Here is a 14,896-nt window from a genome sequence, read left to right as displayed (position 1 = left end):
AATCCCGTTTCTAGTTCATTGCCTTCGGCATCTTCCAAGCGGAACGCTGCCCCTTCCAATGCTTCTCCATCTGGATTCACTTTCGTCAATTCGACAGAACCTCGAGTCAATTCGTTTTCAAATGTCACTTCTCCAACTGTATCTTGACCTAACCCAATTGAAAATGGAATTGGTGTTTGATCAAGCTCATAGCCAGGGATACTTTCTTGTTCAATCAGTTGGTAATCACCTGGTGTAAGATCTTCAAGACGAAGCACGCCGGCATCGTTCGTGACGAGTCCTTCTCGTAACATGTTCCCTTCGCTATCCACTAGATTGAAGGTGACACCTGCTAGTAATTCCCCGTCTTCTCCTGTTTTGGTCAATTCAAAGACGGCAGGTGTGTATTCGTTATCCACCCTGATTTCTAATGGTTCCGTTTGATTAAATGTAATTGTAAAGTCAATCGGTGTATCGTCTAACTCATAACCATAAGGAGCTTGTGTTTCAATAAAGCGATAATCCCCTAAATCAAGGTCTTCGACTAATAATCGTCCTTGCTCATTGGTTGTTAGACCCGTTTGTAATTCATTGCCTTCGGCATCCTCCAAGCGGAATACTGCCCCTTCCAACGTCTCACCTTCCGGTCCTACTTTAATTAATTCAACGTCTCCCGGTGAAGGTTCATTCTCGAAATCGATCGTAAACTCTCGAGAAACACCTAGCAAGACAGAGATACGTTGAGGTGTTTGATCTAGTTCATAACCTGGTAATGTTGATTGTTCAACCAACTGATAGGTCCCAGGCGTTAAATTTTCAACCAATAATACACCGTTCTCATCAGTGAAAAGATCTGTTCGTAAGGTTTCTCCTTCTCTTGTTTGTAATTCAAATTCCACACCTTCTAGTAACGCACCATCTTGACCTGTTTTAGTCAATCTGACACTAGAAGTCAAGAACTGATTAACAGCCTCGAATTCATATAAAGCATTTTGTTCTCCCGTTACTTCAAAAGTTTCGTCAAAGCCGTTGGCTTCATACCCATAAGGTGCTCGTGTCTCTTGTAGTCGATAAGTGCCAGGGGCAAGGTCATTGACTTCAATGAGACCGTCGCTATCTGTGATCAATACGGCTGAATCTCTCGGAACCATTGCGCCAGTATCAGGAACAGCTGTCAAGCTAAATACAGCTCCACTTAGACGTTCTCCATCTGGGTCTACCTTGGTCAACCTGATTGTGTTTTGATTGTTCATATAGACGCCTACTCTTTCAGGCTCTACTGGTTGTCCTTCATCTGTAGCTAAGGCAAAAGAATTCCATGCAGCTCTAGCCGTTGGCGTTACTGTTCTATCAAAAACCGAAGGATCAACATCCGTTGCTTGAGGGGATTGCATTGAGAAGTCTAACACAATCGCTTCTCCATCTACCCACGCTGTTCCTTCATTGAGTTCAATTTTAAATGACCGAATATCTGACCATACTGATACAGCCGAAGCAACCATCCAGTTCGGTGCTTCGGCGCCTGTTGGGTTGGTTAATTGCGTCGTTGATTCAGGATAATCTGTGTTTCGAGTCAATTCATCCCTTTCGGGATTACTAGCCGTACTGTAATAAACCGTTACCCTATCTTGCCACTCATTTGGAACGGTGATTGGTCCTGTTAAAAGAGGTGTAAATTGACTACCTCTATCTATATTATCCGTGATTCCTAAGTCGCCGACTGATGGTAAGACATCAATCATTGTCATATAAGAAATCACTTTTCCAGAAGAATTTGTGATATTAAAGCGGTAATCTATCGCACCGCCTGGAACGGTTTGACCAAAAGTTGAATACGCTTCGTCCAATTCTCCTCGAACCAATTTTTCAGTTTGAACGTCGTATAATCCACTAATGTAGTATTCATTCGCAGATCTTAGTCTCGATTCAGCTGAATTACCATCTCGGTCTAAGTCATCCGTATCCGATTGTAATGTCGTATCGGTCAATCCAGGTTCATCATTGTCAGGTACTGTAATTTCTTCATCACCTGAATAACCATAGACATCATAACGTAAAAGATTTGAGACGCCCTCTTCGATTTCTACATTGATAGAAGAAGACAGTTGTTTTCCAGGTCTCAATAAGCGATCGTTCCAATTAAACTGAACGAGTTGTCGACCAGTACCATTATAGTTATCATCAAGAATCTCGAAGCTCCCGCCTTGAGCAGAAGTAGATGTACTGGAGAGACCTTCAGCGTCCACAAATTCTGCCTCGGGTGAATCCGAAACTTTTGTTCCTGCCGGCATTAACACGACCACCGATAAAGGCTCGGTCATTGCCGCAGGAGATGTTGATTCTGTGCGTAGATCTACACGCATACGGTTAGGTCCAATTTCTACGCGGGACCCCGATTGATCTTCTAAGTTAACTTGAACCGTTCCAATCGGCGGTTGACCTTTTGGTCGAGCGGCGATTTGAACTTGTCTTGGAGTAGCTAATTCATTTCTTGAATTATATTTGCGAACGTCACCTTCTCTACCGAATGATCGCCCATTTGCTGCATAACCGTAAACATCGAATTTATTTTCAACTTGACCAACGTACCCTGGTTTAACACTAAATTCGTATTCAGGTTTTCCTACATTTATCATTCCACTTGGTGCATAGGTGAAATTATAGAAAACCGCAGATACTTTATCACTGTCTGTCAGTCCCAAATCGTTTCGATTATATGTTCTACCATCTTCAGGATCAGCAACTAGCGTTCTACGTTGACCATTGACGATAGCATCAATGGTATACACCGGATCTCTTTTAAGTGGAAGACCAGGAGTAACACCGGCATTGGGACGATAGGCGAATCCACCTGGTGTCTTGATTCTCTCAAGAATTAGATTAGAGTCTATATCATACCGTGTCTCATACTCTCTAAAATCACCGAACTCTGATTCATATAAAGGCGCAATTGCGTAATCAAACCTTAATAGAGCGTCATCATACACGACAATATTAGGATTCTTATTACTGAGAGGTGCAATGTTTCCTTCATCGTCAATAGGCCCTGAATGAGTTGGAACAAATATGTTACCAGTAACCTTGTCATTGCTAGGGTTAGACTTATATACTTTAACAATATCGCTGGCTTCACTCGAAGATTCAATATCGCCGACAAATGTCGCATTCATTGAAACACTATTCTCTAAGCCAGGTTGCCCATCATCACTACCAGTATTTGAGCCAGTTCGTAATACTAATTGAAAAGTTCTATTAAATAAGTACTCTTCTAGATTTTCCTGTTCGTCGATTGTAGGAGCATCAAACCGCCAAATCAATTGATTACCATTCACTTCATCTGGTTCAGGACCTTCAAGCATTTCTATATAGGTCAATCCAGCTGGTAAGGTATCAGTTAAAACAATTTGTGACCCTTCTTGCAAATAGCTTTGACCAACAGACTGTTTGCCAATATTTGCGTTAACATTCCAAAGAGTTTGCGTATTTGGTAATGGAACTGTCGAATTGCTATTACGAGTTCTTATATAGCTTTTTGAAAGAGAAATAGATGTAGATGAGTCTATCTCAACCTTTCTTGTTTCATCAATTAAAGGCTGCTCATCTGCTTCAAAGGATACAGTCAATGGTAAGGTTGTGCCTTTAGGCGTCACACCGTTAGCTGTACTTAATCGTACGTTTCTCTCGTATGTTTGACCTGTTTTTAGTGTATCAAAGTTATATACCAACTCATTCTTTGCACTGTTGAACACAGGCTCTACTGATGCAATCGTTAACTCAGATAGTGGTTGATCAAAACTGTAAAATTCTGAGTCCGGTAAAGCAACACGTATTTTAGCATTTGTATAAGCTGTTCTAGAACCAGTGACTTTGAAAGCCATCGTGTAAACAGCATCTTTTCCTGCTTGTACCGTTTCTTCAAGTGGCTTTAATGCAATATCAACATTTAAATTACCTGCTAATGACGCTGGGCTGATAAATTTTTGTGTATAATTAACTGGGCTTTGGTTATTTTTATTTATTTCTCCAGCATTTTCCACTTGTTCTTTTGCAGGTTCTTCTGCTTCTATACTTTCATCTGTTGTGTTTTCAGAATTTTCATTAGTTGCGGTTTCTTCTGTCTCAGTTTTATTGTTAGATGGCTCTTCCGCTTCATCGTCTTCTTTTGAAACTTCTTCAGTTTCTGCAGAATTCTCTGAACTTTCATTAGCGGTCTCTTCTATCTCAGAAGACATTTCATTTTTGTTTTGATAAGTATCCATTATCGTATCAACTAGTTCTTCACCGCGATATGTTTCAAAACGGAAAGACTGACTTTGATTGTTTAAATAATTAAACAAAACCCTGAAGGGATTGTCCATCTCAGTACGATTGATTGACAGCTTCCTATTCTGCTTGTCTAACGAATAGTCAATGCCTGTATTTTTTATATTGTCTTCATCAATATCTACTCCATCAGAATAATAGATATCTACCCTATCGGCATCATTCGCGACATTGATTTCAAGCATCAAATCGTTTGGATCTTGGTTTTCGGAGTTCACTTCCTTGACCGAAATATCTACTGGTGGTGGTGCTTGAGCAGCAGCAATCAGATGACTGAACTGAGTGAACGTGATCATGAAAACTGCCAGAATCGAAAATATTCTTTTCATCTTTTTTACCTCCATTTTATTTTAAATAAGACAAATACTATCTTATTTAACCACTATTATAACAAGTATGAAATTAATGTAGTTTCCCTTTTTTGCACGAATAGTTGCAAACTTTGACATCGCTATAATGCAACATTCTATCATCTTATATTTTTATCTTTGATGGATTTTATAATGAAGTTAGCCACTTGGGCTAATCCATAGAAAAACGCCATGTGAATTTTATGTTATATTGAAGTTATATCACTAACTTTCAATAGACAGGATGAATTCACATGACGCACACTAACGATAACAAATTAGCCCGTAAGGGAAACGCTTATCTTATTCAGAACGTTCTCAAATTGCTATCTTAAAGACCGAATACTACTCCAATCGCCAAATTACGAATCTAATGACACGTGTTCCGCAAACAATTAACAATGATATATATCGCGGAACAATTACTCGACTTAGACGTCAAAAGCAGAACGGAAAATCTACGACTACTACATAACGCGTTACGATCCTGATAACGGTCAAGCCGCTTACGATAGACACCGATTGAACTGTGGCCATCGGCCAAAATGGGCAGATGACAAACGATTACAGAAAAAGTGGTCTCCTGACGTGGTCTTTGAATTTGCTTTGACCCACGACTTGTTTGATCCGGTTATTGTTCCCTGTACAACGACTCTTTATGGATGGATTGACAAAGGCATCATGAGAACCACCAGTATGTATCTCACTGAAAAACTATCGCGTAAACCAAAAGACACGACTTATAGAAATCGAAAAATAAGCGAAATTTGGACAGTCTGCTGAATAAAGACCCCAGAAATTGATAACCTGCAGACCTTTGGTCACTGGGAAATTGATACAGTTGTTGGAAACAAGAAAAAACTGATTTGGTATTATTGACATTAGTTGAACGTCAAACACGCTTTGAAATCATCCTTAAACTCAATGGCAAAGGTAAAGAATCTGTCGATCAGGCAATCAATCAGTTACGACATTGAGCCGGCGACACGTTCTCTAAAGTGTTTAAAACCATCACCTCTGATAACGGTTCTGAGTTCGCCGACCTTCATGAGACGCTTCAAGAGACACTAGATGTATACTTCAACCATCCGTATGCCTCATGGGAAAGAGGCACTTGCAAGAATCAGCACAAATTTATTCGACGATTTATTTCAAAAGGGAAAGCCATCAGTCCATTCAGTGAAATTAACTGTTTAAGAATTCAACAACGGATGAATGACTAGCCACGAAAGATACTTGGCTATCAAACGCCTCAATACTTGTTTTGCCAACGCACTGCGCTCTTTGACCGGAGTGCCCTAAGCACGATATTGCTTAATGAACAAGTCCGAGCTTCTTCTACCAACCAAATAAATACCTATTATTTAAACAAAGATATCTTTTTTTCTAGGTGGCTAACTTAAACTTGAAATTTACGATTTAATTAATTCATTGAAAAAGCGAAATGATAAGATAAAAGTACATATTCTTTATTTGTCTCACCAAAAATTATGTGCGATAAGAACCATACCCACATAACCAAGTGCAATGCAATAAAAAGAGACCTAAGAAAAACCTTTCTTACTGTGAGGGCGTCGGATGCATGCTTATAATAGTAGAACTTTAATTTATAAATATAGATACCGATAGCTCGTAACGAGAACAATATAAGTAAGGATAAAGTATAGAACATTATATATACGAATACGTATCGAAGGAATGTTGGGAAAGGACTTAATAAATTATAAATAAAACCAACTGTTCTTGTCATTCGATACCCACCTTTTAAAAAGAGGCTGGGACTTTTGATATGCTCCTAATAAAGTAGACAGTAGAAATAATAAAAATTCTACTACTACTTTATTAGGAGTTTTTCTATGCGTAAAAATAAGAAATGGATAGCTGAGGAAAATTACAAAATCGTTTCATTTTATATGAATGGAGAAGGACCTCAAAATACCTTAGTTAAAAAGTTTGGATGTACTCATAAAATGATTGGTAGGTGGATTACTTCCTATAGGCAGTATTGTCTCAACGGACTTCAGAAAAGAAAAACAAAAAGGGTTTATACAAATGAGTTTAAAAGAAAACTAATCAAGGAAGTATTGAATGGAAATTCGCAACAAGAAGTATTGGTGTAACTGTCAACCACAAATGTGCACTTTTTGCCAGATGACTTTGTGCACTTTTTATTCAAAAATTGTTTCACGATGTTTCATTCGATGACTTTCGCCATCCATATGAATCACTTCACAACGATGAAGAAGTCGATCAAGGATCGCTGTCGCAATCCCTTGATCTCCAAGCATCTTTCCCTAACTGTCTGGGCCTTTATTAGATGTTAAGATGATCGAACTCTTTTCATATAAATCACTAATGAGTTGGAAAAAAAGATTAGCTTCGTTTGTTTCCATTGCCATAAACATCATATCATCAATAATGACTAAATCAGCTTCTCTCATACGTTTGAGGCGAATTGCCGACTTTCGCACATAACCTTCGGTTTTGAGCAGTGAAATCAACTCACCCATCGAGATAAAAGTGACTTGTTTGCCTCGTTCAATAGCTTCTAATCCTAATCCAATCGCTATATGCGTTTTCCCCACACCAGGTGGACCTAAGAGAACGAGATTAAACATTTGATCTAACCAATCGTATTCTTTAAGCTGATCAATCTGTCGTTTACTGAGTGAAACTGATTCTTTAGGATCAAAGTCCTCTAAGGACTTTTCAAAAGGAAATTGTGCCCATTTTAAATACTTTAATCGTGTCTTTTCTTCTCGACGCTGTTCTTCATGATTACATAATGCCACAAGCAGCTCTTGATACGTCCAGGACTGTTGTTCCGCTTCCCGAAGGAACGAAGGTAGAGCCTGGGCTGTTTCGGTCATACGGAATTGCTTGAATTGTGCTTGAAGTACCTCTGTTGTTCCTATTGTCGTTCGCCTCCTAGTACCTCTAAGTATGACTCAAAAGAACGTTCTCTAGCGGTAATTGTTTGATAGTTTTCGGATAACTCGTCACTCTTTTCAGAGTGAGTATCTGTCTGGACATGTCGACGAGCTATCTCTATTGCCACGTCTCTTAAATCGACGGCACTGAACAATTTCAATGCTAGACATTCGGTTAATGCTTGGTCCAACACATCACTGTTTTTATCTACGATGGACTCTATGACTCGTAATTGATCCCTAATGTGTCTAGGATATTTAACTTTTAGTTGATCAATAAAGACTGCTGCTTTCTCTTTTTCTTCAAAGTTGCGGAGTACTTCACAGATATGCAGCTCAAGTTTTTGTCTCTTATCTTTTTCGCGACCATGATTAGAATCCTTGATTAGCTTGCCTTTTCCTTTTGTTAAGGGATGTTGGGCAATCAGCCGATCGCTCTTCATATCGTACGCGTAAAGATGGGTGTCGCTTGTTGTTATACGGACCTTCGTTGTTTTTCTTGATTGGTAGGTTCCTATAGGAACCGAGTAGTAATTTGATTGAAATTGAAGCGTATTGTCTTTCAATATGGTCTTTGTTATACTTTCATTATTCGAAAGAATGCGTTTCTTAGAGATCGAGATGAGGTGTGGCTTTTCCAGAGTGAACACGTCTATCGTTCTCTTTTTTGTTTTCTCATGAACTTTGTAATTGCCCGTTCGTTCTAACCAGGCTTCGCATTGTTCTTGCCATGACCTAATTGTCCGAAATCGGCGTCCTCTCGCAAAGTTATATTTAACAAATTTAATAACAGCTTCGACTTTTCCTTTTGATTCTGGATCAGCGGCACGACAGACATGAACGATAAATTGTCTCTCCAATACATACGACTGAAATTGCTTAGTAAATAAGATATCTCCATGATTTTCACTGACAATCATTAGCTTATCTTGATCATATACGATTTCTTCTGTTCGTCCACCAAAATAATCGAAGGCGTTCTCGTGAGTTCGGATGACATCTCTGGTGGTGAAAGGCTTCTCCTGCCATTCAATGTATTTGAATCGAGAATGGGAGAGAACAAACCCAATACATTACAACTTTACTCGTTTATCGGTTAATGTACGTTGTACTATGATTTCACCAAAATCTACTTGAATTTGTTTACCAGCGGGTAGTTCAGGTACCGCTTCGTAATGACGATAAGTAAAGGATTTAGGGATACCGTAGGTTTCCCTTAACTCTTTGACATAAGAGCGAATGGTACTTGAAGCCGCTTCTTTGTAGTTGAATTGTTCATTCAGCCAGTTTTCAATTTGAGCTGCGGACAATTCTGGCTCATCACTAAGCCAATTAACTATCGTTTCTTTATAAGGGTCAAGCTTTCTTTCCCGAGTGGTCAGTGATTGAACCCAAGATATTGCTTCTTTGGGCTTCTTATGTAAATCACTTCTAACGAAATTTCTATGAATGCCGAGCATTCGACTTATCTTTGCGTTTGAGAATCATTTCTTTTTATAATGGTGCACCTTTGCAATTCTATTCACTTTTTTAAAATCCACCTTTTCTTCTCCTTCCAGTCAATCAACTAACTGTTCTAGTTTATCAAAAGGAACGAAGTATTAGGGTAAAAGTGCACATTCTTTTCTAGCAATAACTGCACAATACAGTTTAGCAGTCACATCTTACTGATTCATCGCACCTAGCTAAGTGAATTTATAGAAAATCAATTATGCATTCGATAAAAGGTATACGTACTTCCGTTAGAAGGTTGGGTTATCTTATCGATATGTTTGAATCCGTTCTTTTCATAAACCTTCATCGCTCTTTGATTAAATTCTACTACAGATAACCAGATCGTTGGGTGGTTGAACTGTTCGTTGATGTAATCAACGACTACCTTTACAAACTTTTCTCCTCTACCCTTACCGGTTAATGCTGGTTTTAGTCCCAATCCCATTTCTACACTTTGTTCCATTGATTCTTGAGGAAAAACGCAGAAAAAGCCAATTAGCTTTTCATTTGCTACCACAGCGTAGTAGTGATCTTTGCGAAGAGCCGGATCAAGTAATTCCTCGTAATCCTCTAAATCAGCAGTCATGTCGTAAAAATTGTATGGTTTTGGATACTTCCATTCATCAGCAATCTCTATAGCTTGTTCTTGAGTCAATAGGTTGAAATTTAATTTCTCTAACATTTTTTTCCCCTCTCATTTTTGATAGTGAGAAATAATATTCTCACTATCGATTTAGACAAGTTCTTCTTGTCTATTATTCTCTCTATCTACAATCTTCAATTCTAGTCGTTTATTTAAAGCATGTGCAATTTCTTCAATTAGAATAATAGAAGGAGACATACTTGCTTCTTCAATTCGGGTGATTGTGGAGCAGGATTTATTTACCCTTTTAGCAAACTGAGATTGGTTTAACCCAGTTTCTTGCCTTAATGCAAACATGATATCTGCTAAATCTAGTTTCAATTCTTCTTCTTCAAAGGCTTCTTTAAATGCAGAATCTTCATGTAACCTTTTCTTAATTGCTTCACTATTTTTGCTCATCTAAATCACCCTCTTCTAGTTAGTATTTTTTTAATAACAGCTCATCACTATAAATATTTTAATTAAATTTAGTTCTAATAAGTAAATTTAATTAATGTTTCATACTATAACTTTATCGTAGTCGCAACAAATTTCATATATCAGTTTATTCATTACATTATGTGTTTCATCGTACGAAAAAACGCTTAGTCTAACGACTAAGCGTTCATTAATCTTATTTAAATTTTTCCAATCTTTTTTCCACCACGTTCTTTTTCCCATTGCTTCAATTGTCGTTTTTCATTATGGTTCCGTGGACGTTTGCGCTCAAGATCGGCTACCGTTCTATAACCAAAACGTTTTTCACGAATCAAGACCGTTATATCAGTTATTTCAGTAGATTTTTCTTTATCAGAATTCTCCCTTTTTAACTTTACATTGACCATAGGGTAACCTCCCCTTTCACATATATATTATAACATAACACACTTAATATAAACAATTTCCTATTCAAAGACTGATTTCAGTAATTGAATCAATATTTTTTTATTAATCATTTCTTCTTTCGGAATTGATTCTAACCAATTCAACAATTCATCTTTTGACATATTTTTAGAATTTAAAGCAAAGAAGGTCTCCTCACCATCTGCATCTTCTTCAAAGGTATACCCCATTAAAATAGGAGATAATGACAAGCCATAATAACCTACGGGAATTCGAGGAATAGCAATTATCTCTAGCTCAGCTATTCTTATAGTACTATAAGGAATGTTATTATTGTCAAATTCTTTCGTCAATTCGAATTGCTTGAGGGCGTATAGATTTTCTTCCTTGAGCAAATCTAGAAATTGATTGAATCGGTCATTTTCTTCTCTAAGTAATTTGCCTCTAATATAATCCAAGTCTATTTCCTTAATATAATCCCTGATAAGAGAGAAAATCCATTTTTCTTGTCGTTTTTCCTTCCATTGAACTAGCGCTCTTATACGATCAATTATAATATCGTCAATTCCTATCAGTGACAAACTATATTGGTTACCAACTAATACTTTTTTTATTCTCTCTTCGGAACCTTCTAATACCGAGTCTGGTACTTCAACATAAATCTTTAATTCATCATGAACACTATCTTTTCCTACTCGCTTAAATCCTAAATCTACTAAAGCATGCATAATTTTTTCATGATTAACACCAATAAAGTCAATATCTTGAGTCATATATCCACCTTTAGTATAAACTTCTACAGATAATCCGCCTACGACAATAAGATCAATATCATAGGCTCTTTTGACATAGTCGCTAATTATTCCAGCGGCTTGTATTAACCGTTTAGAGTCCTCTTCAGGTATTTTTTTTAATTTGTCAAGTTCCTTAATATATTTGTTTATATTTATCAAGAGAAAATCTCCTTTCTTGAGTGAGACAAAGAAAAATTTTTGCAATAGAGTTCATTCATCGACCATTAAAAGAATTAATGGTTGATTTTATACAGACTTAAGGGTCTGATATTTCCTAACCTCACTATTCTTAATGATATCTTTATAGTAATCATAAGATTCAAATCGGTTATAATCACCAATGATGACAAATTCTTCTTTTGCACGAGTAACTGCTACATTTAGTAGATTCGGTTTTGAACAAGACCATTTTGCTGCTCCTGATTGTTGACTATCTGTTCCTGTCACAAAATAAACCGTATCTGCTTCTTTCCCTTGAAAAGTGTGAACAGTTCCCACAGAACGATCAATCCATTCTTTTATTTCTTCTTTATACGAAGGACGTTCTTTAATCAATCTTTGTTTCAGCTTTTTCTTCAATTCATTTTTCACAGCAGTAAATGGTGAGATAATATAAAGACTTGGTAAATCAGTGTTTTCTTTCCATTTTTCTAAAAGTAACTCAATCACTGTTTCTCCATGTTCTTGAACGTACTGTCCTTTAATCGCACCACCTGATACATCGTACCAAATCGATTCCCCTATTACTTTCTTATCAGATTTTTCTGCTTTTTTCACATAAGAAGGTAGTACCATTTTTCCTTCATATGCCATATTATTTGCGATTGAAAACATTGGATTTAAACATCTTCGGTGTACCCAAAGAGGTATGCCAATCCAACTATCATTACTTTTAGTTCCATAAGGATTCGACCAATCTGCAATTTTTTGTACCGAAGTTTCCATACCTAATAAATGTTCTGATATATTGTAAGCTTTTCTGATTTCATCCAATAACGACTTTTCAAGCGTAATTACTGGTTCAATTTGAATAGGATCTCCAACTACAATAGCTTTTCTCGATCTCCATAGTGCGCCTACAGCTGATTGAGGAACAGCTTGACCTGCTTCGTCAATAAATAAATAATCAATGAAGTCAGCTTCTATCCTTCCATACATTCTGCTTATACTAGCAAACGTTGTGCTAACTACAGGTGTAATGAGATGGAATATATTCCACGCTTGTTTAATCTCTTCAATGGATTTTTTCTTAGGATTAGCTAATATCAATAATGATTTTTGTACTTTATGCGCATTTGCAATTAAAACATGCTTATGCAAGTCCATAGCGTAAATAAATAATCTACCTCTATGGAATTGTAATTCATCCGACTGCCATAATACTGATTCTTGATATTCATCATAATGATTACTTTCCCAAAAACCTTCAACTGGAACGACAACATCAGGATGTTTTGATTGAAAATCATTCAATTTTGACATTAACGCTGTTTCTTTTGATAACCTTTCATTAAGTACTAGTATACGATTATCTATATCTTTTTGATTTTCTTTTAGTTGTCTCAATTTTTCTTGATGTTCGTTAATTTTAGAATTATAAGCTTCTTTTTCTTTTATAATCAGAGCTTTTCTATTCTTTAATTTTTGAGTTTCTTCATCTTCTTTATTCGATAAAATATTCATTATCTTTTGTATTATGCCTTTTTTAGGTAGGGCTTCTTGTAGTATTTCTAAATCAGATATTTTTTCTTTCCAATCTGGTTCGTCTTCAGTTAGTTTTTGAAGAATTTTTTTTAAAGATTTATATTCATTTATTATGATTTCTTTTTCTTTTTGAATTACATTGATTTCGAGTTTATCATTTATATTTTCTTGTCTAAGATCACCTATTTTTTCAGATATTCTATAACCATATTCGATTTCTTTCTTCAAAGATTGTATCATTTTTAGTTCTTCTTTAAACCGTTCTTTAGCTTTTTCCCAATTTTTCATACGCTGATTGTATTCTGTTTGTTTATATTCTTGAATCAACCATCCACTTAATTTTGATATGTCTGGCGTTTCTTTATTCGTATCTAGAAATACCCCAAGCATTTTTTCAACATTCGAGTTTTTACCCATTACAGCAGAAAACAGTCCCCAGGTGCTTATACTCTGATCGTTCCCGATAAGCTTATCCGAATATGTAATCATTCCTTTTAATTCTTTTACAGCTTCTTGATATTGGGATTCATAATAAGGAAACTTTGTATCTTCTTCTATATCTCTAATCAGCTCTTTAGACAATGGTAATTCCTTTGAAATATTTTCTACTGCTCCATTGTTACTTGATGTGACTACCATCTTGAACTGACTAAGTTCTTCTTTTAACTTTGGCACTTTGTGCATATCAGTAGGGTGTAATTTCTCTGTTATGATTGCTTCATTTGGCTTATCTATCTGAACAATTCCCTTTGCCCTTTCAACGACTAAATGTGCGAAAACATCTTTTAGTAACGTTGTTTTTCCTGTTCCAGGAGGGCCATTTACTGATGCTATAGACTCTGTACCAATCGTAATTTGATTAACAGCTACTTGTTGCATTAAAGAAAGCCGATGTTCAATTGGTGATGGCCAACGTCCATCGGGTATATTTTTTGGTGCCAAAATATTTTCAATATATTCAAAATTATTATCAATTTCTACTCTCTTTTCTTTTTTAATTCCTTCCATATAACATTCTAGAGTTTTATTCACGCCTCTTTCTTTTATCAATTCTAAATCATTCATATAATAACTTTTACTTGAATCGTAAGGTTTAACTCCCTGCTTAATTTTTTCTATACTAAAATACTTTTCTTGTACATATAAGTGGCTATCAAAAACAAAGAACAATTCTTTAAATTTGTGGTCTAACATACTCATGATTTTTTTAGATAAAGGATTATCTGCAACAATTGACTTTATTTCTTCTTTAAACAATGCTAGTTTATGATTGTAATTTTCTAAAACATTTTCTATCTCTGAAGTTTTCGACAATATTTTCAGTAATGAATGAATCATTGGGACTTCTAATGATTCGTCAACCATATATCCTAACGCATCTACCCTGAATGAATACCCATAACAAGGAACATAAGATTTATTGACTATTTCTTCCTTACTTTTAAAATATTCTTTCAGATATTTTTCTATGTAAAATTTTGGATAACAAAATCTATATAAAGTAAACTGTCGAGTATAATTATGTTTTTGCTTTGCCAACTTCTCGTTCATTTTAAAATTCGAGCAAGTCCATGGGAATTTTTCTACTTCTAACTTTTGAACTTTTTTTATCTTTTGATTTGATTCATTTTCAAATTCCCCAGCACTAAGCACTTCCTTAACATCTGATATTTCTTTAGGCTCTGATGCTTCTGTCAAAATCCAAGCATTTAAAATATTTTTTTGGTTTTTATTCATTAATAATTCTCCTTAACATTATAGAGATAAAGTCCATATAATTGTGTAAAAAGAAAGGCCATATGATCGCCTGTACGGTACACTGTTTTTAACCACTAAAAACATACCTGGAGGCAATCA

The 14,896-nt window shown here is 36.1% G+C and carries 9 protein-coding genes and 2 pseudogenes; 2 read left to right on the top strand and 9 right to left on the bottom strand.

What is annotated here, in order from left to right; genetic code table 11:
* Window positions 1-4,631 (bottom strand): MSCRAMM family protein (locus J5J05_RS02175; RefSeq protein WP_208559048.1); only part of this gene is annotated, 4,631 nt, incomplete at its 3' end.
* A 275-nt stretch (window positions 4,632-4,906) separates the two neighbouring features.
* Between J5J05_RS02175 and J5J05_RS12995 the strand changes: the two are divergent.
* A pseudogene (locus tag J5J05_RS12995) lies at window positions 4,907-5,954 on the top strand (IS30 family transposase).
* 554 nt (window positions 5,955-6,508) lie between these two features.
* Window positions 6,509-6,772, top strand: a complete 264-nt coding sequence (locus J5J05_RS02160) for a helix-turn-helix domain-containing protein (protein ID WP_208559046.1) — start codon at window positions 6,509-6,511, stop codon at window positions 6,770-6,772.
* 48 nt (window positions 6,773-6,820) lie between these two features.
* Here the strand turns inward: J5J05_RS02160 and istB are convergent.
* The 8 genes and pseudogenes from istB to J5J05_RS02120 all read right to left on the bottom strand — a co-directional run bounded on the left by istB (window position 6,821) and on the right by J5J05_RS02120 (window position 14,776).
* Window positions 6,821-7,567 (bottom strand): annotated as a pseudogene (istB, locus tag J5J05_RS02155) (IS21-like element helper ATPase IstB).
* Window positions 7,564-8,502, bottom strand: coding sequence for a hypothetical protein (locus J5J05_RS02150; protein ID WP_244244578.1), 939 nt, complete (start codon window positions 8,500-8,502; stop codon window positions 7,564-7,566). Before J5J05_RS02150 ends, istB begins: the two are co-directional and overlap by 4 nt.
* Before the next feature lie 153 nt (window positions 8,503-8,655).
* Window positions 8,656-9,042 (bottom strand): hypothetical protein, encoded by a 387-nt coding sequence (locus J5J05_RS02145; RefSeq protein ID WP_208559045.1) that lies wholly within the window; start codon window positions 9,040-9,042, stop codon window positions 8,656-8,658.
* A 245-nt stretch (window positions 9,043-9,287) separates the two neighbouring features.
* A complete protein-coding gene (locus J5J05_RS02140) occupies window positions 9,288-9,758 on the bottom strand; it encodes a GNAT family N-acetyltransferase (protein WP_208559044.1) in 471 nt (156 codons plus the stop codon).
* A gap of 51 nt (window positions 9,759-9,809) precedes the next feature.
* Window positions 9,810-10,118, bottom strand: coding sequence for a helix-turn-helix transcriptional regulator (locus tag J5J05_RS02135; RefSeq protein ID WP_208559043.1), 309 nt, complete (start codon window positions 10,116-10,118; stop codon window positions 9,810-9,812).
* A gap of 218 nt (window positions 10,119-10,336) precedes the next feature.
* A complete protein-coding gene (locus tag J5J05_RS02130; protein WP_208559042.1) occupies window positions 10,337-10,543 on the bottom strand; it encodes a hypothetical protein in 207 nt (68 codons plus the stop codon).
* 60 nt (window positions 10,544-10,603) lie between these two features.
* Window positions 10,604-11,494 carry a DUF6036 family nucleotidyltransferase gene (locus tag J5J05_RS02125; RefSeq protein WP_208559041.1) on the bottom strand — a complete coding sequence of 297 codons (891 nt, stop codon included), beginning with the start codon at window positions 11,492-11,494 and terminating at the stop codon, window positions 10,604-10,606.
* A gap of 87 nt (window positions 11,495-11,581) precedes the next feature.
* Window positions 11,582-14,776 carry an AAA domain-containing protein gene (locus tag J5J05_RS02120; protein ID WP_208559040.1) on the bottom strand — a complete coding sequence of 1,065 codons (3,195 nt, stop codon included), beginning with the start codon at window positions 14,774-14,776 and terminating at the stop codon, window positions 11,582-11,584.
* Window positions 14,777-14,896: the final 120 nt, after the last annotated feature.

Origin of the sequence: Marinilactibacillus kalidii (assembly GCF_017599325.1) — a bacterium.
GTDB lineage: Bacteria > Bacillota > Bacilli > Lactobacillales > Carnobacteriaceae_A > Marinilactibacillus > Marinilactibacillus kalidii.
Note: the sequence above shows the minus strand (reverse complement) of the source record. Positions and strands in the feature narration are given on the sequence as shown.

Bases quoted from the DNA above. Each gene is read 5' to 3' on its own strand.
- J5J05_RS02160 (WP_208559046.1), top strand. From the start codon at position 6,509: ATGCGTAAAAATAAGAAATGGATAGCTGAGGAAAATTACAAAATCGTT.
- J5J05_RS02150 (WP_244244578.1), bottom strand. From the start codon at position 8,502: ATGATTGTCAGTGAAAATCATGGAGATATCTTATTTACTAAGCAATTT.
- J5J05_RS02145 (WP_208559045.1), bottom strand. From the start codon at position 9,042: ATGCTCGGCATTCATAGAAATTTCGTTAGAAGTGATTTACATAAGAAG.
- J5J05_RS02140 (WP_208559044.1), bottom strand. From the start codon at position 9,758: ATGTTAGAGAAATTAAATTTCAACCTATTGACTCAAGAACAAGCTATA.
- J5J05_RS02135 (WP_208559043.1), bottom strand. From the start codon at position 10,118: ATGAGCAAAAATAGTGAAGCAATTAAGAAAAGGTTACATGAAGATTCT.
- J5J05_RS02130 (WP_208559042.1), bottom strand. From the start codon at position 10,543: ATGGTCAATGTAAAGTTAAAAAGGGAGAATTCTGATAAAGAAAAATCT.
- J5J05_RS02120 (WP_208559040.1), bottom strand. From the start codon at position 14,776: ATGAATAAAAACCAAAAAAATATTTTAAATGCTTGGATTTTGACAGAA.